This window comes from Sodalis ligni (assembly GCF_016865525.2).
Taxonomy (GTDB): domain Bacteria; phylum Pseudomonadota; class Gammaproteobacteria; order Enterobacterales; family Enterobacteriaceae; genus Acerihabitans; species Acerihabitans ligni.
On sequence record NZ_CP075169.1, the window covers coordinates 116,988 to 139,482 of the forward strand.

The 22,495-nt window shown below is 56.7% G+C and carries 11 protein-coding genes and 2 pseudogenes; 4 read left to right on the forward strand and 9 right to left on the reverse strand.

Translation table 11 applies throughout. The features are described from left to right. Nucleotides 1-6 precede the first annotated feature (6 nt). Genes GTU79_RS00530 through GTU79_RS00550 form a run of 5 tightly spaced genes read right to left on the reverse strand, consistent with a single transcriptional unit; the run spans nt 7 to nt 10,208 of the window. The gene (locus tag GTU79_RS00530; RefSeq protein WP_203524507.1) at nt 7-3,945 is read right to left on the reverse strand and encodes a cellulose biosynthesis protein BcsC; all 3,939 of its coding nucleotides are present in this window, start codon (nt 3,943-3,945) and stop codon (nt 7-9) included. Nucleotides 3,946-3,993: 48 nt separating this feature from the next. After that, nucleotides 3,994-6,531 (reverse strand): cellulose biosynthesis cyclic di-GMP-binding regulatory protein BcsB, encoded by a 2,538-nt coding sequence (bcsB, locus tag GTU79_RS00535; RefSeq protein WP_253073467.1) that lies wholly within the window; start codon nt 6,529-6,531, stop codon nt 3,994-3,996. A gap of 15 nt (nt 6,532-6,546) precedes the next feature. Further along, entirely contained in the window at nt 6,547-8,646 is a 2,100-nt protein-coding gene (gene bcsA / locus GTU79_RS00540) for a UDP-forming cellulose synthase catalytic subunit (protein ID WP_203524506.1), read from the reverse strand. Nucleotides 8,647-8,661: 15 nt separating this feature from the next. Then, the gene (bcsQ, locus tag GTU79_RS00545; RefSeq protein ID WP_132923978.1) at nt 8,662-9,465 is read right to left on the reverse strand and encodes a cellulose biosynthesis protein BcsQ; all 804 of its coding nucleotides are present in this window, start codon (nt 9,463-9,465) and stop codon (nt 8,662-8,664) included. Beyond that, nucleotides 9,456-10,208, reverse strand: coding sequence for a hypothetical protein (locus GTU79_RS00550; RefSeq protein WP_214513635.1), 753 nt, complete (start codon nt 10,206-10,208; stop codon nt 9,456-9,458). The genes bcsQ and GTU79_RS00550 overlap by 10 nt, the downstream gene beginning before the upstream one ends. Nucleotides 10,209-11,016: 808 nt before the next feature. On the opposite strand from GTU79_RS00550, the gene hmsP reads away from it, so the two are divergent. Together hmsP and GTU79_RS00560 are read left to right on the forward strand one after the other, a co-directional pair. Beyond that, the gene (gene hmsP / locus GTU79_RS00555; protein WP_203524547.1) at nt 11,017-13,023 is read left to right on the forward strand and encodes a biofilm formation regulator HmsP; all 2,007 of its coding nucleotides are present in this window, start codon (nt 11,017-11,019) and stop codon (nt 13,021-13,023) included. A 300-nt stretch (nt 13,024-13,323) separates the two neighbouring features. Beyond that, on the forward strand, nt 13,324-14,817 hold the full coding sequence (locus GTU79_RS00560) for an insulinase family protein (protein ID WP_132923975.1): 1,494 nt from the start codon (nt 13,324-13,326) through the stop codon (nt 14,815-14,817). A gap of 86 nt (nt 14,818-14,903) precedes the next feature. Here GTU79_RS00560 and GTU79_RS00565 read toward each other — a convergent pair whose 3' ends face one another. Further along, entirely contained in the window at nt 14,904-16,229 is a 1,326-nt protein-coding gene (locus GTU79_RS00565; RefSeq protein ID WP_203524504.1) for a purine-cytosine permease family protein, read from the reverse strand. Nucleotides 16,230-16,712: 483 nt separating this feature from the next. Beyond that, the gene (gene kdgK, locus GTU79_RS00570) at nt 16,713-17,645 is read right to left on the reverse strand and encodes a 2-dehydro-3-deoxygluconokinase (protein ID WP_203524503.1); all 933 of its coding nucleotides are present in this window, start codon (nt 17,643-17,645) and stop codon (nt 16,713-16,715) included. A 231-nt stretch (nt 17,646-17,876) separates the two neighbouring features. Between kdgK and GTU79_RS00575 the strand changes: the two are divergent. Both GTU79_RS00575 and GTU79_RS00580 read left to right on the forward strand, forming a co-directional pair. Continuing rightward, nucleotides 17,877-18,501: pseudogene (locus GTU79_RS00575) on the forward strand (AsmA family protein); the annotation flags it as partial. A gap of 150 nt (nt 18,502-18,651) precedes the next feature. Then, nucleotides 18,652-20,079: pseudogene (locus GTU79_RS00580) on the forward strand (AsmA family protein); the annotation flags it as partial. A 6-nt stretch (nt 20,080-20,085) separates the two neighbouring features. Here GTU79_RS00580 and GTU79_RS00585 read toward each other — a convergent pair. Beyond that, nucleotides 20,086-20,862 (reverse strand): CDP-diacylglycerol diphosphatase, encoded by a 777-nt coding sequence (locus GTU79_RS00585; RefSeq protein ID WP_203524546.1) that lies wholly within the window; start codon nt 20,860-20,862, stop codon nt 20,086-20,088. Nucleotides 20,863-20,991: 129 nt separating this feature from the next. Next, nucleotides 20,992-22,308 carry an MFS transporter gene (locus tag GTU79_RS00590; RefSeq protein ID WP_132923971.1) on the reverse strand — a complete coding sequence of 439 codons (1,317 nt, stop codon included), beginning with the start codon at nt 22,306-22,308 and terminating at the stop codon, nt 20,992-20,994. Nucleotides 22,309-22,495: the final 187 nt, after the last annotated feature.

Below are 22,495 nucleotides of genomic sequence, written 5' to 3' on the forward strand. Positions count from 1 at the left end.
GCATTCTTAATTACCACCCAATAAATATTTGAAATATAACAAGGCTGTGCTTTCGGAATAATCGCCGAATGTATCGTAACCCACCTGTCCGCCCACCGTTACATGAGGATTGATTTTATAGCTGCCGTTGGCATGCACATTATAACTTACGCCGTTTTTGCTTTGGGCGTCGTAATAGGCCGCGGTGCCATAACCCGCCGCCACCAGGGCTTCCAGTTCGGATTGCAGGGTGGAATTGCCGGGGAAATAAGCGGTCTTATCCTGGGTGTAGGATTGATAGCCCACCGAGCCCCCCAGGTTCAGGTTCCAGTCGTCGTAGGTTTGGTTGTAATTCACCGGCAGCGACACGCTGATATAGTTTTGCGGGCTGAAATACCCCCCCTGGCCGAAGCTGTAATAGCTCAGGTTTTTATCATAATCCATAAAGGTAATATTGACGCCGGTTCGCAGTTCGCTGTTGTCGTCGCGATAAGGGCGCATATAGACGCCCTCTGAGGATGTGATACCGGTATTGCGGGGAACGTTTTCCCCCACGTAGCTGTAGCCGCCCACCCCGGCATATAAGCCGGCGTCGCCGTCATCATAGGAGTACTGGATATAACCGCCGTTCTTGGTCACCTGTCCCCATTTATCGCCGCTGATTTTATCCCGGCTACCGACGTAGGCCAGCAAACTGTCGGTGACCGGCCGCCGTTCAGCGGTGATCGTCAGCTTGCTGAAATTGGTCAGGCTGGGGGACCATTGGAACCCGCCCACCAGAGTGCTTAGATCCTGTCCCAGCGGAGTGGAGCCGATATCCGCCTGATAGCTGTCGCCGCTCAGCGCCAGGTTCACTTCCGTACCGGTGGCTTTTTGCGAGCCGGGGGAGTCGGCGACATAATCGTCCGGGTTGACCGTGGTGGTGCTATCGGTGGTGGAAGAAGTGGTGGTGGTAGTGCTGCTCTGGGTCCCGTCGGCATTGGTGGTGGTGGACGTGGTGGTGGTGGACGTGGTGCTGTTCGCCGCGGCGGCGGTAGCGGCGGCGGCGGTAGCGGCCTCAACCATTCTGGCCTGCTGCAGCGCGCCGGTACCGAAACGGTTGCCGGAGGTGCCGGAGGTGGAGCCGGCGTCCAGTGAAACCGGCGTCACGGTGAGCTTAAGACGGGAGCTGTCGAACGGCACGCCGGAGAGAAGCAGGGGCGCCTTGATTTCGGTCAGGTTGCTAAGGCCGCTTTCGCCGTCGCGGCTGCGGATACCTATATCCCCCTCCACCCAGGTGGAGGTCGCGTCCTGCTCCTGATCGAGCAATTGATTGATTTGCTTGAGCGTGCGCTCTGCCGGCGTTTGCGCCCGGACCGGGGTTTGCGCCACGCCCGTCAGGGGCAGCGGCGTCACGGTATCGGAGCGCTGCCAGGGTAATATCGTGCCGTAGGCGGAGGCGGTACGCGGCGTAGGGGCATCGGTGCTCTTGTTGATAAAAGGATTGTCGGCGATTTCCAGTCCGCCCACCACCGGCGCGCCGCCGGCGCCGGAGGCGCTCATGCCGATAACCTGTCCCTTGGCCGAACGCAGGAGGGCGAGGGCCTGCTGGTGATCCCCTGCCGCTTCCGCAATGCGGGCTTCCAGTATCATGCGATCGACGGTACGCGGTCCCTGCATGCCCGCCACCAGCCGCTTGGCGCGGCCGATGTCCCCCTGCGCCAGCGCGGCATTGGCCGCGCCGGTACGGGCATCGTCATTATTGGGCTCTTTGGTCAGCACAAAGTCGTAGACCCGCATCGCCTGCTCGTTCATTTTGCCGGATTGATACAGGCGGGCCATGGCCAGCATCAAATCGACATTTTGCGGGTCGCTTTGCATCGCCGCGATGAGCTTATCGTAGGCGGCGGCATATTGTCCGCGCTCGCGCAAATCGTCCGCCTGCTGGATAACCGAACCCTGCCGGATGCGGCTCAGTTCGGCCGGGGTGCTGCCGGCCACAATCTTCGGATTGTTCAAAACGGCGTCCGCCTCGTCGTTAAGGCCCGCCTGGGTCAGTACGCCGATTTGCGCGGCATAGTCGTCGAGAGTGCCGTTAATCCCGGCCCGCATATTGCCGCGTACCAGGGACACCGCGGTGGCGCTATCCCCCAGCTTCATCAGATCCTGCGCCAGGTTGCCCACGTCGGACGGGGCGGACGGCGGCGTTTGCGCCAGGGCATGGAGCGTGTTCAACGCCGCGGTGCGGTTACCCTGCTGCATGTAAGCCTCGGCGCTGCTCATCTGTTCATTGAAGCTGACGCTGGCGGCCAGGTCGCGCATCGCCCGGTTACGGCGGTTTTGCGGTATCGAGGCCAGCAGTTGGGATGCCACGGACCAGCGCTTGGTTTCACTGGCGAACAGGGCGGCGGCATAGAGATTATCCGCCGGGGCGCCACGTTGGCCGGCGGCGGCCATCAGCGACTCCGCCTGAGCGCTGTTCCCCTGTTTTTGCAGAATGCGCGCCATATCCAGCCGGACCCAGATATTGGACGGCTGTTTTTGCAGCGCCTGCTGCAACAGGTTTAGCGCCCGTTGCGGATCCCCCGCCTGCAGCGCCTGGGCGGCCTGTTGCCGCAACGGATCCACATTGACGCCCACATAGACTTTCGGACGTTTATCCGCCGGAATGGTTTGCAATAACTGCTGCGCCTCGGCGCCTTTATGCTCCTGCTGCAGCGTGTAATACAGCCCCAGCTTGGCATCGGTATTCTGGCTGTCTTTGGCAAGCAGGCCGCGATAAGTCTGCTCCGCCCCCGGCAGGTCGTTTTTTCGGCGCTGCACATCGGCACGGAATAATTCCGCCGATGTGCCCTTGTCGCCTTCCTCCTGCGCCAGCGGTTCACTAAGGGCCAGGGCCGAATTCAAATCGCCGGAGGTCACCGCTCCCTTGGCTTTGTTCAGGGTGCCGTAAAAATGCGCGTCCTTGGCCAGGGACGCCCACTGCGCGCTGTTGGGACCGCCCTGTTTCACCGCCTGGTTCAGATAGTTTTCCGCCGCGGCAAAATCGCCGCCGCGCATGGCGATATACCCCAATCCCGCCAGCGCATCGCCGTCATTGGGGTTAGTGGTCAGCACCGCTTCAAACCGGCTGCGCGCCGCGGCGAGATCGCCGCTGTTCAGCGCGGTGTACCCCTGGCCCTTCTCCTGCCCGCCGACGCTTTGCTGGAAATGCGTCAGTACGCCGGCATCGTCTGGATGGCGCTGCATGTAGCTGTCGTAAACGGCTTTATCTTCCGGTTTCGGCGCCATCCAGATGAGCGCCTGGCGCAACGCGCTGTCCGCTTGTTTATTGCCGGCCGCCAGGGGCATCAGCAGGCCGATGCCTTCCCGGCGGCTGCTTTCGTCATAAGTCAGGATACGGCCAAGGGCCGCTTTGGCGGCATTGTCGGTGGGCTGCCGGCTCAGCCAGTCCCGCAGGCCGGCAATGGCTTCGGGGCGGGAGGCGGGTACGCCGGACAGCGTTTCGTAGTACTCCACCGCCAGGCTGTCCAGGGGCTTGTTACCCTGAAACAGCGTGCGATAGCTTTCCAACGCGCGGGCGGTATTGCCCTGGGCCGCCAATTGACGGGCATTGGCCAGCTGGGTGGGAGAAATGGCCTGCATGACCTTGGCGTTATCAAGATTTTGCAGCCGGGGATCGTTCGGAGAAACCGCCTCCAGCCTTTGCCGCCACTGCTGGGCCTGGGCCCGCTGTCCGCTGCTTAGGGCATAAAGGGCCAGCAGGTAGAGCGCATCGGCGTTGCTGCTGTCCACCGCCAGAATTTTCTGCAGCGATTCTTCCGCCAGTTCGTTATGGGCTTTGTCATGCCAATAGGCGGCCTGTTGCAACAGGGCATTGATGGCAGGGCTGTTTTGGGCCGCCGTGGCCATGGCGGAAAAGAACGATAGGCCCGCCAGGCCGACCAGGCACAGCGTTCTGAATTCTTTATTTTTGTCCTGTTTCATCTTCTCTTACCCATATGGCCCAGTGGTGCGATCCGTCTTTGAATCCCGTTATTTATTGGCGCTGTTCGCCAGGCGCTTGGCCGCATGCCGCGCCAGCAGCACAGTCACGCTGCTGCCGATGACGATAGCGAACAGCAGGCCGCATAATGAAAGAAAAATAATATGCTGGTTGGCATACCAGATAATCATCATGTACCAAGGCATCTCGCCGCGGGGGAACTGTGAGCCGACACTAAAACTCTTTACCCCGTTTTCGCTATTGATGACCGCAATGTCTCCGCGAATGCCCGCATTAATCGTTAATGACTGCAAATCGGTATTCAGGGCGGCAAGCTGGTCGCTGTCTGTGGCGGTGGCCATGACCACCAGCCGGTTGCCGGGCCAGGGAGAAGCGAAACTCAGAAAACCCCGCCAGGCGTCCGTGGAGGCCAGATAGCGATCCGCCTCCACGCCCTGCCGGAAGAAATTGCCGGAGAAATAGCCCTTAATCTTATCCGACAGGGTCTCCTCTCTGACCGACAGCAGTCCGTTGCGCATTTCAAAGGGCGAACCGGCCAGCACATCTCCCATCAAGGCGGTTTGCTTGAGGGAAGAGAAGACGAGAATATCCTTATTGGCCAATTGGGCATTATCACCCTGCAGACCGAGCCGCACTTCGACATGGTTCAGCGGGATGCCGGTGGCGTTGCCGGCGCGGGCGGCCATGGCCAGCAAGGCGGCGATTTCACCCGCCTCCGGCTTGGCGGGCAGCAGCATTACCGTCTCGGAAAAATCCGCCAGGCGGCTGAAGGGAAACGCCGCGCCGACGTAATACGAGAGGTTGGGCAATAAGGTGAAATGGTGTGTCTTGCTCAGATCTATGTAGGAATCGGGATCGATCCGGCTTTTGATATTGTTGCTGGTGAGCAGGCTGCACGGGGCATCCGGTTTCGGCTGCAGTGAGAAGTAGAACTCCAGCTGGTTGTCGCCATAGATCAGGTAAGGCGACAATTGCAGGCTGTAGGATTCCTGGCGGGTATCGCCCCCCAGCTTATGCCAGGCGGTTTCCACCAAACCGTGTTTATTCACCGAAAGGCTGCGCAAAAAGGTGCCGTTCAGGGTGATGCTCAGTTGGGAGCGATCCTCGTCAATCCAGCTTTCGGTGGGAAAGCGGTAATCGATTTGCACCGGGAAAAAGTCGCCATCCCACAGGAACAGATCCGGCGCCGCGCGAAAGCCGATGCGAATGCCGTCATGATATAAGCCGTTAACGGTAAGCGAGTCCGTATTTTGCGCCAAATCCTTCAGGTAAACCGGTTTGCTGGTATCAATCCAGCGCGGGGCATCATAGGGTTGCCGCAGCGGAATGCCCTGGGTAGCGACCTGAATAGTATCCTGCCGAGCGGGCAAGGGTGAAGAGATGGCACGATAAGCGGCCTGACGCAACTCTTCGCTGTTGCGTCCCACCACCAGTAACAGCTTGTAGACCGGATTCAGCGGATTATCAATCATTTGCAACGTCGGGCCAGAGGCGGCGGGCAGGGTGATGTCGCCGATTTTCTCTCCCGGCGCGCCGAACAGTATGCCGTTTTGCACCGGCAGTTCGTTCAAATGCACCGGAAAATTCACGTTACGGTAATTTGACAGCAGGCCGAAATAGGACGCCAGCATGGCGGCGGCGGTGACCGCTTCCGGTTTCACCGTCTGACCGAAAATAAACGACACCGAAGGGGATTGCATGGACATCGGGTCGAAAAAAGGCCGGGGAAAATGGCTCAGATCGCGGCCGATATCCAGTATCTGGCTGCTCAGCTGAATGTGGCTGGCGGGTAAAATGGTGACCCAATATTTATCCGACTGGTTGCGATCGCATTGCAGGGTATTTTCGTCGCTGACGCTGAAGCTGAGGTTGTTATTGCCCACCACCATGGCGGCGGGAATATCCAGTTGGAAGACATTATCCACGGCATTCGCCTGGTTCAACGCCACAGTGCCGAGATCCTGGCCGTTAAGCGTCAGGCGCAGGCTGGTATCGCGGGCGGCGAGCTCCGGCGAGACTTTAAGCGCCAGGAATAAGCGCGCGGTGGTGGCCACCTGATCCTGCGGCAGGGTGAAGACCACCCCCGACTGGAGCTGACCGCCGCTTAAGGTCAGGCCGTTGGGCTGGCCCATGGTGGCGACGCTGATGGCTTCGTCCCGGATGGGGTTTATCTGCGCCGACTGGCCGTCCGCCGCCTGCCCGCCGCTATTGTCCTGGGGTACGGCGCTTATCACCGGCGGCGGAAAATCCATCGGCAGTCCGCCGGTCGGCGCGCTGCCGCTATCGGACGACGCGGGGGCATTGGCGGCAGACGGTGGGGCAGCATCGGCGGAAGACCGGGCCGGATTGGCCGTTGCGGCGTCCGCCGCGCCCTGGCCGTCAGCGCTGCCCGGCGGCAAAGCCTGGCCGCCGGCCGGCACCGGCAGGGGCGGCAATCGATAGACCGGTTTCGCCGCCTCAGCGTTGTCCGCTCCGTAAGCCGGATTGATTTGGGCAGAAAACCCAAGCCCTCCCATAATGGCAATAACCACAAAAAAACAAGCAATCTTCCCGATACGCTGTGGCATTCGAATTTTTCCGAGTTAAGTCGCTTCACCAGGTCCGGCGGACTTGGCACTCTTTCTTTTCTGGCCGCGTTCTTTCCATGTGTTATAAAACAGTTCAAAAACACAACGGACAATGCTGGCAAAAGAGTGCAGCGGACGATCGCGCGGATAGGGCGGCGTTATCCAGGCATCCGCCCGGGCCAGGACCACCCGCACCAGTTCGCGTCTTTTTTCCAACGGCATCTCTTCAAACATCATTCGGATGGTATTGGCATCGGCATCTATCAGGCTGACGGGAATGCACACCCCCCCGGATTGGAGCAGCAATTCCACTTCCTCGATGCGATCGCGCTGATAGCGATCGTCGGGCGTGATCAATTTCACTCCGCCCATAGAGAGGTCCAGGGTTTCTGTGCGGGCGGAAATGCCGCTGGCGAAGTGGATAATGGCCGGTATTTTCACATCAATGCGGATGGTTTTGCGCACCTGTCGCGTCTCTTTGGCAACGGCTATCGCCGCCAGCAGGATGATGACGCTGAGAGATGCCCAGACGACGTTAAGCAGGATAACGCGCGGATCGACATTAAAGTAGTCATGCATCACCGCGCGCACAATACCGGCGGCAATGCCCAGCCCCAGCAGAACCGCCACGATCAGGTGAGGTTTAACGATATGAAAGTCGAAAAAGCCGACATCCAGCAGACCCCCCTTATCGGTAACGTTAAATTTGCCGTGTTTGGGGGAAATCAACGTCAGTACCGTGGGAATTATGAGATGGAAAGCCATCACCGTTTCATAGATTTCGCCCCAGAAGGCATAGCGGAAGCGGCCGTTCATGCGGGAGTTAATGTAGATTGCCAGAAACAGGTGGGGAAGCACATAGGCAAAGATGGTGCTGGCCGACGAGGCGATAATATTCTGGTTAAACAGGAGATAGGCCAGCGGCGCGGTTAAAAATACCACCCGCGGCAGGCCATATTGGAAATGCAGCATGGCGTTGAGATAACACAAACGCTGCTGCCATTTCAGTCCCCGGCCGAACAGAGGATTATCCATACGGAAAATTTGCGTCATGCCCCGGGCCCAGCGGGTACGCTGGATAACATGCAGTCCGAGGCGTTCGGTGGCGAGGCCGGCCGCCAGCGGCACCGACAAAAAGGCGGAGTTCCAGCCCAGGCGCTGTAGCTTCAGGGCCGTATGGGCGTCTTCGGTGACGGTTTCCACCGCAAAACCGCCGATCTCTTCCAGGGCGCTGCGGCGGATGACCGCGCAGGAGCCGCAAAAAAACGTCGCGTTCCAGTTATCGTTGCCCTGCTGCACCGGGCCGTAGAACAGCGCCCCTTCATTGGGGATATCCCGGGCCGCCGACAGGTTGCGCTCAAAGGGGTCTGGGGAATAGAAATAGTGAGGGGTCTGGATCAGCGCCAGGCGATCGTCAATGAGAAAGCTGCCCACGGTGGCCTGGAGAAAACCCCGGGTGGCGACATGATCGCAATCGAACACGCAGATATATTCGCCTTTGGTAATGGTCATGGCGTGATTAAGATTTCCCGCCTTGGCATGCTTGTTATCGTTGCGGGTAATGTATCCCACGCCGGCGTCGGCGGCGAAAACCGCGAATTCGCTGCGTTTGCCGTCGTCGAGAATGTAAATTTTCATTTTATCGCGGGGATAATCGATGCACTGCGCCGCGAGCACCGTGTCCCGCACCACGTCAAGGCTTTCATTGTAGGACGGCACGTAGACGTCCACCGTAGGCCAGGTCGCCGGATCGTCCGGCATCGGTTCTATTTTGCGCTTCAGCGGCCAGGTGGTTTGCAGATAACCCAGCACCAGGATCAGCCAGGCGTAAAGCTCCGCAATAAACAAGCCAATGCCCAGACCCGCCTCGATAACCGAATTGAAATGCAGCGTTTCGGTGGCGCGCCAGTAGATATAGCGGGTTGACATCAAAAATGACATCACCACCATAATCACGCTAACCAAATGGCTTTTACTGACGCCCAACAGCAGCAGCAAAACAATGCTTAGCAGGCCGAAAACATACTGCTTATCACTGTCCATGGGCGTGATGATGATCACCACCGCCACGGGCAGCAACAATAACAGTAGAAAGGCAAATATCAGCTTATTCATACCTGAACCTGTGCTTTATTTAATGCCTTGATTGGGCGCGGCGTAAAATTCCCCGTCACCCACTTTCACCCCGACGATAGCGGCGACCTTTTTACTGATAAGTTCGATATCAAAGGCAGCGGCGGAAACCGGGCTGAATTCGATGATGGAGCGCTGGGACGCATTGGCTTCCGGCACGCATTCGTCCCGATGGATGATGCCTAATAATCGGTCCCCCAGCCGCTGCTCGAAAAATTGCGAGACATCGCGGCTCAGATTTCGCCGCATATCGCTTTGGTTAACCACATAATATTCGCCGAGCCGGTTATTCATCGCCGAGCCGAGAAATTTATGATTTTCCATTTGCGGCAGCAGCGACAGCGAAGCGGTATCCGCCAGCATCACCACGATATGCAAATCCGCCAGGTTTTTCGCCGCTTTCAGCGCCGGGACCGGGCCGGGAGGGAAATCGGCGATAATCACCAGGCCGGGATAATTCAACACCGTATTCAACCCGCGCTGCAGAAAATGGGGATCATGGCTGACCGCGTTTTCAAATGCCAGCCGCTCTTCCTCTTCAACCTCGCCATAGGGCAGAACAAACAAATTGGCATCCGCTTTCAGGATAAATTGGCTCCAATCTACGGCCGTGGTCGCTTGGGCCACATAACCGCGGGTATCTGAAATAGGGACGCCAAAATGTAAACGCAGCGCGTTTTGCACATCAAAATCGATGACCAGCACCTTGCTGCCGCTACGGGCAAGCGCATACGCAAGGTTGGCGCTGACGGTCGTTTTCCCTACTCCGCCTTTTGGCGAACAGACACACACTAACGGCATAAAGCGATATTCTCTAATAGAAGTAAAAGGGGCATATCCCGGCCCGGCGCAACTCCGGTCGTCAGTGGGGACTTGCGGTTGAATAATCTACTGAAGCGCATTTCATTGACCGGGGCTGCTGCGGGCTCGCGGCGGCCGATGCCGTCAAAAATCGACGGCCCGGCGGCGGGCTGGGCGCGCACATTATCCCTATTCAATGGCGACGCCGGGGCTGCTGCGGGCTCGCGGCGGCCGATGCCGTCAAAAATCGACGGCCCGGCGGCGGGCTGGGCGCGCGCGTTATCCCTGTTCAAGGGCGACGCCGGGGCGGCGGCGGGCTGCGGAAGCCCGCGGTCGACGCTGTCCAGGATGGACGGCCGGAACCCGCGCTCGCCGTGACCGGAGCCGCTCACCGGCGAAGAACCGGCCGACGGCCTCTCCTCTTCCGCATAACCGGCACCCTGTTCAGCGGAAAGGACCTTGCTCACGGCCGCCATCAGCGGAGAGGCAAAGGAGGGTTCCTTAATGCCCTGGGCATTGTTTTTGCTCAAATCGCGGGGCGATGGCATGGCCGCCGGTTTATCGAAAGCCGAGGCGGTGAATTCCTTATTGGAAACCTGCACCGGTACTGGCTGGGTGGTTTGCCCCTGATCCAGGGGATGATACGGCTCGTCGGCAGCGGGTATTTGCTTGAGGATGGCCCAATTATGCGGGGTATTATGAGGGTTATTTTTGGGGGTTTCTTTATAATCAATTCCTTCCATATTTTATTTTTCTTTTAACCGCTTAATATCATCATAATTATTCATTTTCAACCTCATAGGTTAAATTTGGACGGCATCCCGCCGAGGCGTCTTTGCAGTAAAGAAAGTTGACGCCGATCGGCTTATCGAGTCTTTTCGGTGGTTCTAGATGATGGATATAACAGATCTAAAGATAAACTAATACATGTCTCATTTTTTTACAAAATTAAATCCGCTGAAACACCGTTAATCGCGTTATCCTCAAACCGGAGCGTTGCCAGGCTAGGCGTGTAAAAAGCATTATTTTTCAGGGTGAAAAATACGTCATTACAAATATAGCCATTATTCCGAGCAAAATGTCATTATCTGCAAGCCCTAAATAAAAGCCGTGAAAGACGTCGCGAAATGTTAAAGAAAACAGCAAATTCCGGCACGGCGGCAACGCGTTTATTCCCGCGGTCCGGTTTCGCACCGGCCTGATGCTTTCGCGGGTAACCGGCTGGCCGCCACGGTTCCGGTCCGGCTGTCCGGGACTGGAGCGACGCCAAAGTTTATCCTAAGACAGAATATTCGTATGCATAATGTCAACTTTTACGAGCTCTATAGGTTATACGCACAGTTTGAACGAAATGCTTGTTTTAAAGAACAAAATGCCGCTCAAGATAGTATATATTAATATACATATCTTTACCTATAGACTCGAGCGGCAATCTACGTTGTCAAAAAAGGTCAATCATCTTGGGATGTCCCCGGTACGCCGCGCTGAAAGTTTCGGGGATGAATGCCGTTGCTGGTGCGGCGGGACGGAAGGAATTCTTTGGAGAACAGTTTGCGGATCAGACGCTCATTAACGATTAAACAAATGGCATCGGTGTCAGGCGTGACACTGGTGGTTGTTTGCATCTTTATCGTGATCCAACTGTTCCATTTTGTTCAGCTCCGCCGTGAAGACTATGCCCAGCAGTTGCAAAATATCGCCATGTCGGTGCGACAACCTCTGGCCAACGCGGTGCTTAAAGCGGATGTGCAGCAAGCCGAACGGATACTCGATACCCTTAAACCGGTGGGCATATTAAGCCGGGCGGATGTGGTTTTACCGGATAACTTCCAGGTACTGCATGGGAATTTTCCTCCCGAGCGGCGGGTGCCGGATCTCATCGAATATCTATTCAGGCTGCCGGTGGAGATCTCCGTGCCGCTCTATGCGCTCCCCCATGTTTCCCATCCGCGCGCCCTGGCATCATTGGTGCTTCAGGCCGACTCATACCGGCTGTATCAGTTTATCGCCAGTACGTTCTCCACCCTGCTGTCTACCTTTATCTTGCTGGCATTGATCATGACCGTGGCCATTACCTGGTGCATGAATCGTCTGGTGGTCCATCCTTTACGGGAAATCGCCCGTGAATTGGAAAAACTCGCGCCTGAGGATACTCCCCGGCACCAGCTTTCGCTGCCGGATATGCATCGCGACGATGAGCTGGGGGTGCTGGTTCGCAGCTATAATCGTAATCAGCAGGTATTGTCCGGCATGTTCGAGGAACTGAGCCGTCTTTCCACCCGCCACGCCGAGACCGCGCTGCCCAACAAGAATCTTTTCACCGCCATGCTGGATTCACAGATGGCCTTGCCGACAAAATCGAAACATTTCTGCTTACTGGCCATCAGTATCGGCACCTTGCAGGAAGCCACCGGCGTAATGACGGAAGCGCAGCGGGGAATCCTGCTGATGACCCTTATCCGGCAGATCAAACAGCATATCAATGAAAACCGGTTTCTCGGCCAGCTTAACCATAATGAATTCGCCATTTTCGATAACGGCATCCAAAATCCGTTCGAAGGGATGCAGTTAGCGCAAAAAATCTTGAAAAGCATCAACGAACCGCTGAATATCGGCAGTCTGTCGCTACGGCCGATGGCCAGTATCGGCATCGCCCTGGGCCAGCCTCTTGATGAATCCGCCCATCAATTATTGCGCCGAGCCACCTCCGCCATGATGTCGGCCCATGACAAAGGCAAAAACCAGATTTTATTCTTCGAGCCCAAGCTGATGGAAATGGTCCATCGGCGTTTGACGCTTGAGAGCACCATCCTCGAAGGCATTGAGTTGGGCCGTTGCAAACTGTTCTTCCAGCCCCAGGTGGATATCCGCAATCAGCAGCTGATTGGCGCTGAGGTACTGTTGCGCTGGCGGCGTGAAGACGGTACCTATTCCCTGCCGCCGGATTTTATCAGCGAGGCGGAAGAGATAGGCGCGATGGTGCCCCTGGGCAACTGGGTGCTTGAAGCCTCCTGCCAGGTATTGGCCGACTGGCGCAAGCAGGGCATCCATATTCCGCTGGCGGTGAATATATCCGCCAAACAGCTGCAGGAAGCCAATCTGGTGCCTTACCTTAAATTGCTGTTGTCACGTTACGAAATCGGTCCTGCCCAACTGGTGCTGGAGATCACGGAGACCGCCGAGATCGATGAGTTTGAACAATCCCTGCTTTTACTGCGCCAGGTACGCGATTTGGGGATTTTGATCGCACTGGATGACTTCGGCATGGGTTACGCCAGTTTGTATTACCTGGACCGGTTGCGTAATCTGCCCATCGATCTGCTGAAAATAGATCGCAGTTTTATCGAGGGGCTGCCGGAAGACCCGGTCATGCTGCGTATTGTCAGCGCCATCGCACAGGTACTGGCATTACCTGTCATCGCCGAAGGCGTGGAGACCGAGGCGCAACGCCAATTCCTGCTGGAACAGAAAATCGCCTGGGGCCAGGGTTATCTCTTCGCCGAGCCTTTGCCGCAGAAGGTATTCGAACAGCGATTTCTGAATTTCGCCGCGGTGTAAGCCGCCGGCGCGACGCATCCGCCCTTGAATCGGACAAAATAACCGTTTGGTGTCTCAGGCCCGGCTCCGCCATGTCAATGCTTTTGTAAAGCCTTCTTGCCTCGTATTTTCCTGCTGTTTCAACGCGCAAGAGTAATATTTTCTGCGGTACGGTGACATCCGCAAAGGTCCGCGGTCTAACAACATGGTACACTTTGCGCCACACTTTTTTCCGACGGAAAAGTACTGACGATGGAACGCAAGTAGCCGTCTGACTGAGATACACATAATTTAATAGGTAGTTTTTGAGTAGGGGTTCACATGCAGGGCACCGGAATTCGTCTTTTCATGAGTGGAATGTTACTGGCGACGGTGGGTGGCAATGTGCGAGCAGAAGCATTACAACCCGATCCCGCCTGGCAACAGGGTAAACTCATCAATGGCTTCTCCTGGCAAGTATTGACGACACCGCAGCGGCCGAACGACCGGATTGAATTACGCCTGATGGTCAATACCGGTTCACTGGCGGAAAATGCGCAGCAGACCGGCTTCGCGCGGCTCTTGCCCCGGTTGGCGCTGGCCCACAGCGAAAATTTCTCCGCCACGCAGCTCAAATCTTTGTGGCAGCAGGGTGTCGATGCCGGACGTCCGCAAGCGCCGGCGGTCATTTCTTACGATTACACCCTATATAGCCTCAGCCTGCCCAACGGCCGACCCGATTTGCTGCGGGATGCATTCAGATGGATGGCGAACACCGGCGGGCGTCTCATCATTAATCCGGCGACAATACACAGCGCCACGCAGGGAGCCGATCCGGTGGCGACCGCTCCCGACAAGCCCGGCAGCACCTGGTGGCACTACCGCTTGAAAGGCTCGGTTTTGCTGGCGCACGATCCCGGCCAATCGGCCCGGCTACCCGTCAGCGGCCAGCAGTTGCAGCAATTCTACCAGCGCTGGTATACCCCTGACGCCATGACGCTGTACGTGGTGGGCAACGTGGACGGCCGCGGTTTGAACGAACAGATCGTGAAAGCGTTTTCTTCGCTGAAGGGTAAACGGGATACGCCTCCCCCCATGCCGGCGCTGTCGCCGCTGCCGTCTCAACCGGTCAGCCTGATAAGCGATAACGGCAAAGAGGATAGCCTGAAACTGATTTGGGACGCCCCGTGGCAGCCTATCAGGGACTCCCGTTCCCTGAACCTCTACTGGCGCAGCGATCTGGCGCGGGAGGCACTCTATATGCATGTGCAGCAAGCGCTGCAGGCGTCAAAGGACAATAATCTCAAACAGGCCAATCTGCGCTTCGATTGCAATGTTCATTACCAGCGCGCCCAATGCGCCATTCATATCGATACCCCGGCTGAAAATCTGATGCCCACCATGACTTTTGTGGCCCATGAACTGGCCGGCTTGCGTAATTCCGGGCTTGGCAAGGCGGAATTCGATGCGCTGATGGCACGTAAGACCGGGGAGCTCAGCACGCTTTTTGCCACTTATGCCCGCACCGATACCGGTATATTGATGAGCCAGCGTTTGCGCTCGCAGCAAAATGACGTGGTGGATATCGCGCCGGAGCAATACCAGAAATTACGCAACGAATTTTTGTCCCAATTATCGTTGCCGATGCTGAACCAGGAGCTGCGTAATCAATTATCCCAGAACGCGATCCTTGTCCTTATGCAGCCCAAAGATGAACCGGAAGTCAACATGAAGGCGCTGCAGGAAACCTACGATCATATCATGGCGCCGGGGCCGCAGCCCTCATCCATCGATGAGAGCAAACCGGAAGTCACGGACATCCCGCCGCAGTCCTGACGCATTTCAGCGCGGCCGGGGTGTTATACCGCAGCCGCGTTGTCTACAAGATCAGGCGCTCCTCTCTTCAAAACCGCCGGCAGAATTCACATGCCGGCCGGCGCGGCGCTAAAACCGTTTTTCCGCAGGGTGATATGGATTAGCCAGTACAACATACTCGCCACCAGCAATGAATTGATGGAGGGAATGCCCCAATGAACGAACAGGCCGAAAAGGCTGCCGATTATCCATGCGAACATGGCCGGCCAGCCGATGACCGGCGTAGCGGCGGCATCCGGTAATTGTCCGCTTATGCGGGTTGCCTCGAGGATGGATCGATGTGAGCGCAAAATATAATAATCAATCAGCATCACGCCGGCGATAGGGGGAAAAAACACGCCGAACAGCGTCAGTATCCCGGTGAATTGGTCGAGGATGCCCATGACCGACAGTGACGTGCCCACCACGCCCAGGAACAGCGTTAAACGCCGGTAGGACCATTTTTTGCCGGTAATGGCTTCCAACATAGTGGCGAAGCCCAAGGTGGAGGAATATAGATTGATATCGTTTATCTTCACCGCCGACAGCAGTGCCGCGGCCAAACCCAGCCAACCCGCGCTTTGCGTCATGATGGCCACCACATCTGACGTATGCAAGGCCTTGGCCACCAGAATGGCTATCCCGTTAACGATAAATTCCCCGATAAGAATGGAGAGCGTCATCATCCAGAAGACATGGCGGCCGCTCCGGCAATAACGGCTCATATCAGGGGAAACAATGGCGAACACCATATGGCCGCCGGCGATAATGGTGGCGGCCGCGCCAAGAGACAACGGCGGCCCGTCGGGCGCGGCATCCATGAGTTCCCGCAGGTCCTGGCCCTGTATCAGACCGAAGCAAATCCAGGCTATCGCCAGGAAAAACAGCGGCACCGCCACTTTTGCCGTCCATTTCAAACCTCGAAAGCCAAAGGCCACCAGAATGGTGAGCAACAGCCCTGATATGGCCGCCCCCCAACGAAAAATCCCCTGATGCTCCTTATCCAGGTCCAGCGCGGAGATAGCCCCTTTAGCAAGAATGGCATTTTGTACGCCAAACCATCCCAGCAGGCTGAAGGCAATGGCTAAGCCAATCATGGCCGAACCATAACGGCCAAAACCGCACCAGCGGGCCAGCAGGCTGGTGGACAATCCTTCCCGCGCAGCGGCAATACCTAAACCCAAACTGATGAATTCTAGGATGAGACTCCCCAATAGCGTGGCCCACATGGCCTGGGAGAGCGTCATGGAGTGCCCGAGCGTGGCGCCCAGCATGAATTGCACCAGCGACGTGGTGGCGCCGATGCGAATAAGGGCGACGCTGAACAGGCTGGCGCGGGCGGATGCCGGCACGCGGCCGGAGACGAAATCATCAGTGGAAATATGTTCTTTCATGGCTTCTCCTTGAAAATTGTTGCTGTCCTGAAATAGTGCCATGCACACCCTGTTTAAATGCTCAATCAATTTGAATTGTTAACCCCATTCACTGTAATCAATAAGCTTTTACTAAATTAACAAAATAATTAATTAAAAAAGTTATTTGCGATTTAATTGTAAATACGAAGATAATATCTATGGTCTAAATATATTTAGACGCGACTAAATTGGAAAAATCGTAAAATGATGAGTTATTTTTTCCATCTATTATCATAAGAAAAAACGACAGTAACCCAGCGCGCCTGTCACTTGAAACCTGATGGGTATATTTGAGGGGCGGCAATGGTGGATGACATCTCATCCGTTGTGAATTAATACACCTAAATGGCTGCGTTATAATGGCTTAACGCTACAGCGCGGGCGAAGGTAACCAGAATGTTCCGCCGCGTCTCGTGCAAAAGGCGCGACGGAATAACCGGCTGGGGTCGACGAAGCGGGGACTCAGCGCGGCATGGCTTCCCGGGGAATAATGGCGCCCCGGTATTGAATCACCGTGCCGGCGGTGAGATGGCCGCATTTGGCCGCCGCCTCGGCATCGCCGCCGGTCAGCCGCACCGCCAGGTAGCCCGCGCTGAACGAGTCTCCCGCCGCGGTGGTATCAACCACTTTTTCCTTCGGTAATTTTACGGCCGGTACGTCCAGCAGTTCACCGGCTTCGGTGGAGACCAGACAGGATTCGGCGCCGCGTTTGATCACGATTTCCCGCACGCCCCATTGGCGGGTGCGTGCGAGCACGTCGTCAACGCTGTGTCTTCCCCACAGCATGTCCTCATCGTCCAGCGTCAGAAAGGCGATATCGGTACAGGACAGGATATTTCGGTAAGCCGCCTGGGTTTCTTCTTTGCTTTGCCACAGGCGCGGACGATAATTGTTGTCAAAAATCACTTTGCCGCCCTTGTCACGGCAGGCTTTTAACAAAGCCAGCAACCGTTCCCGGCTTTTCGCGCTTAAAATGGCGATACTGATGCCGCTGAGATAAAGATAATCAAATTCGGCCAACTGCCGGCATATACGCTCGGAATCGTCGCTTTCAAGCCAATAACGGGCGGCGGCTTCATTGCGCCAGTAATAGAAGGTGCGCTCGCCGGTTTCATCCGTCTCGATATAGTATAAACCGGGCAAACGGTTATCCATTCGCTGAATCAAATCGGTTTGCACGCCTTCCCGCCGCCAGGCGCCCAGCATTTCCTCGCTGAAATTATCGGTACCCAGCGCGGTGACATAATGTACGCCGAGGGTTTCCGGCTTCACCAGCCGGGATAAATAGACCGAGGTATTCAGCGTATCGCCGCCGAAGCCGCGCTTCACATCGGTCCCTTTTTGGGACAGTTCAATCATGCATTCGCCGATGACGGCAATGTTTTGGGTTGTCATTAACTGCGACCTGTATGAGTAAAAAAGAATGGATAACAATATAGCTAGTCTCAACAGATTGGTTGGTACAGTCAATAGCCGATGAAACGTTGTTTTAATTTTTCATGACCTGGATCGTCTCCCGTCCAAATGCCCATCGGCGGCAAACGCCATGCCAAAACGGCGGGGCGGACCGGAAATCCTCGACTATGATTAATGTTACAAAGACGCTTGTGGAGGGACGAAACAATCATGACACTGACCAAAAAAGCGATCGGTGGGACAGTATTGTTTCTGCTATTGGTAATCGTTGCCCTAATCATTTTTATCGCGACATTTGATCTCAATCGCCTAAAACCAACCATCAATGAAAAAGTGACCGCCGAGCTGCACCGCCCCTTTGCCATTAACGGCGACCTGGGCGTGCAATGGATGCGCCAACCGGACCAGGCGGGCTGGCGCTCCTGGGTCCCTTGGCCGCATCTCCATGCCGAAGACGTGGTCTTGGGCAACCCGCCCGAGGTTCCCGGCGACTATACCGCCCGGATAAAAAGGGTGGAGGCCAGCATTTCACCGCTTGCATTGTTGCATAGGGAAGTTTATCTGCCCCGCATTACGCTGGTTGAACCCGATGCCGCGCTAAAGCGTCTACAAAATGGTAAGAATAACTGGACCTTTAATCTGGCTAACAGCGATCAGCCGCAGCAGGGCACTCCGCCTTCCCCCTGGTCGTTCAAGGTGGACGATATCGCTTTTGACCAGGGAAAAATCGGTTTTCAGGATCCCATCACCAAAGCCGACGTGCAGGTTCTGGTGAACCCGCTGGGCAAGCCGGTACCGTTCGCCGAGCTGGCCGGCGGCGAGGAGAAAGCCACCGGTACCGCTTCTCAGAATGCGACTGAAACCTCTTCGAAGAAAACCGCCGGAACCACGTCGAAGGAAACTACCGGAACCACGTCGAAGGAAACCCGGAACCACGTCGAAGGAAACCGCCGGAACCACGTCGACGGAAAGCGCCGGTACCGCTTCGCAGAAAACCGATGATTATGTGTTCGGGTGGAAAGTCAGCGGTAAATACAACAATGAACCCTTGAAGGGGGACGGAAAAATCGGCGGCATGCTGGCCCTGCGCAGCAGCAACCGACCGTTCCCGCTGCAGGCGGATGTCAGCTCCGGCTCTACCCGGGTGGTGCTGGCGGGAACCCTGCAAGACCCCATGAATTTGGGCGGTTTGGATTTGCGGCTGAAATTGGCCGGCGACAGCCTGGGGGATCTCCACGGCCTTACCGGTGTCGTGTTGCCGGACACGCCGCCTTACTCCACCGACGGCCATTTGATTGCCCGTTTCCAGGAGAAAGCGGGTAACCGTTTCCGCTATGAAAAATTCAACGGCAAAATCGGCCAAAGCGATATACACGGTACGCTGGAATATATACAGGGTAAACCGCGTCCTTCGCTGAGCGGCGAAGTGGAGTCCAATCAGCTGCGTTTTGCTGATTTGGGCCCGTTGATTGGCGCCGATTCCGGTACCGCCGGCAAGAAACAACAGGCCAAGACCAATTCAATCCAGCCGCCGGATAAAGTCCTGCCGTACGATAAATTCGATACCGACAAATGGAGCACCATGGATGCGGACGTGACTTTTAGTGGTAAACGCATCGAACATGGCAAATCCCTGCCCATCAGCGATCTGTTTACCCACGTCAAACTGGACGACGGCGTGCTGCTGCTGGACCCGCTGCGCTTTGGCATGGCAAGGGGCAACCTGAACTCCACCATACGGCTGGAAGGCAACCAGAAGCCCATGCGCGGCCGGGCCGACCTGCATGCGCGCAAACTCCAGCTTAAAGCGCTGTTCCCGGATGTGGCGGCGATGCGCAGCAGCATGGGGCAGTTAAACGGCGATGCGCAGTTCACCGGCACCGGTAATTCGGTGGCGGCCCTGCTGGGCAGCAGCAACGGTGAATTACGCATACTGATGAATGACGGCGTTATCAGCCGCAACCTGATGGAAATCGCTGGTCTGAACGTCGGCAACTACGTGGTGGGCAAGCTGTTCGGCGATGATCAGGTGAAGATCAACTGCGCGGCGGCGGATCTCGGCGTACGCAACGGATTAGCCACCCCGAAGGTATTCGTTTTCGATACTGAAAACGCGGTGATCAAAATCGACGGCACCACCAACTTCGCCACTGAGCGGCTGGATCTCTCCATTAACCCTGACAGTAAAGGGATGCGAATCGTGACGCTGCGTTCACCGCTGTATGTGCGCGGGACCTTCAAACATCCGGATGCCGGAGTGAAACCCGGCCCGCTGATTGCCCGCGGCGCGGCGGCGGTGGCCCTGGGGGCGGTATTGGCCCCGGCGGCGGCGCTGCTGGCGCTGATCTCCCCCAGCGGCGGCGAGGAGAACCAGTGCGGACCGATATTGCAGGAAATGAAAAACAGTAAATAAGAGCCGCTAATGACGCAAAATAGCGCAGCTGTGGTCCTGGATTTCCTCGGTAGAGGCATTATCGAAGTGCAGCAGACTGCGCTGGTTGGCCAACAGCGCAAAGGATCCATCCGGCAACTGCGCCAGCGCCAAACCAAAGTGCCCCATATTGCCGGCGGCGCCGGGAACCTCCCGCGCCAGGGTGATAAACGGGCTTTGCTCCGCCAGACCGGCGGCGGTGATGCGTTTGGCCAGGTAGGAATGACCCATCACCGCGGCGGGCAGCGGTTGCCAGGCTGAACCTATGCTGCCGGCTTCATCATCCAGCTGCCGGCGCACTTCGGGGCGCAGGCAGGAGATATGGATATGCAGCTGGTTTTGCGTCCGTGCGGAGGGTGAATTGATCGCCAGCGCCAAGGCCCGGTCGGGAACCGGCGCGCCGGCTTTTTCCGTCAGGTATTGCCGGGCTTGCCAGGCGTGATAAAAAAAGTTGGGCGTTTTTTCGTTCAACAGCACCGGACTTTCGATACCGACTATTTTTTCCACGGGAATCAGCAAAAATTGCAGCGGGCCTTCAAGGTCTTTTAGTACCGTATACCCCGCATCCAGATTCACTTCGCGACAGGGATCCGGCCGGTCGAGCTGCTGCTGGTGGGGTATGCACTTCTGGCTGACTATCTGCCACAGGGCATCGGGATTGCCGGCCGCCGCCACGTGGCGATAGTAATAGAAACCGCTGGATGCGGCGATGGCCACCGCGGCAAAAAACAGGATAAAGGGGTTGTGGCCCCAGCGCCATTTCATCATGAGTTATTCTCTGAGCGGGCTCCGAACGAACCGGATGACACGTCTTCCCGGCTGTTCTTATTCTAACGGACCGGCGGAATACATTCGCCGGTCCGCTTATCCTACGCTGTTTTAAATGAGAAATTATTACAATGCCAGATGACGGGTCTCGTGGGTGGCCAATAGCGCCAGCAGCGTCAGGACCGCCATGGAAGCCAGATAAATCCCCACATAGAATAGGCCATAATGGACCGTTAGCCAGGCGGCGATATAAGGGGCGACCGAGGCGCCGATAATGGACGCGACGTTATAGGAAAACGATGCGCCGGTATAGCGGACCTCCGTTGGGAACAGCTCAGGCAGTAATGCGCCCATGGGGCCGAATGTCAAACCCATCACAATAAAACCGCACAGCAGGAAGGCCATCACCAGCCAGGTCTCGCCGGAGCCGAGCATAAATGGAAAGACCAGCGCGAAAGCGATAATGGCCAGGGTAATGACTATCATGGTCTTGCGGCGGCCGAAGCTGTCGGCCAGTTGCCCGGAAACCGGCACCAGCAAGCCGAAACCGACGACCCCCACCATCAGCATCAGCAGGAAATCATTACGGGAAATGCCCAGGCCCAGCGGCTTGGGCGCGGTGCCGTAGGTTAATGAATAGACGGTCATAATGTAAAACAGGGTATAGGTGGCCACCATGATAAAGGTGCCCAGAACCGTGGCTTTCAAATGCTTGCCGAGCAGGGTGCCGATGGGCATGCGCACCTGGGCTTTCGCCAGGGCGATTTTGGCGAATACCGGAGTCTCGTGCAGCGATATCCGCACATACAGGCCGATGATCACCAACACCGCCGACAGGATAAACGGCACGCGCCATCCCCAGCTCAGGAACTGTTCGTCCGTAAGCCCCCAGGAGAGCAATAAGAATATGCCGTTGGCAAAAAAGAAGCCGATAGGCGCCCCCAGTTGCGGGAAGGAACCATACAGCGCCCGCCGGTGCGCCGGGGCGTTTTCGGTGGCCAGCAGCGCCGCGCCGCCCCATTCGCCTCCCAGCCCAAGCCCCTGGCCGAACCGCGCCAGGGCCAGCAGTATCGGCGCCAGGATACCGAGGGTGTGATAACCCGGCAGCAGCCCGATAACCACCGTCGATATGCCCATGGTCAGCAGCGAAGCCACCAACGTGACCTTGCGCCCGAGCCTGTCGCCGAAATGACCGAACAGCGCCGATCCGATGGGCCGGGCGACAAATGCCAGGGCGAAGGTGGCCAGCGACTGAAGCGTGGCGGCGGCGGCATCCCCGGGCGGAAAAAAGATATGCGGGAAGACTATAACCGCGGCGGTGGCATAGATGTAAAAATCGAAAAATTCGATGGCGGTGCCGATTAACGACGCCACAAGGACTTTGCCCCGTGAATTGGTCGGGACGGTATCGGAATCAAGGACGGGCGCGATGGTGGACTGCATTATTGTTTCTTAATGATTAAATGTGTAAAAGAAAGGCATCTTAGACAGAGAAAATCTCAATTTCAATGGCGTTTTATTGACCATCGGCGGGCCGGCGGCGCCTAAAAGCAGATAATACAAGCGGACTCACTTCCCGTAGCCAATCCCTCTCGTCAAAAGGGATATCGCAGGGTTAAACCCTGGCACG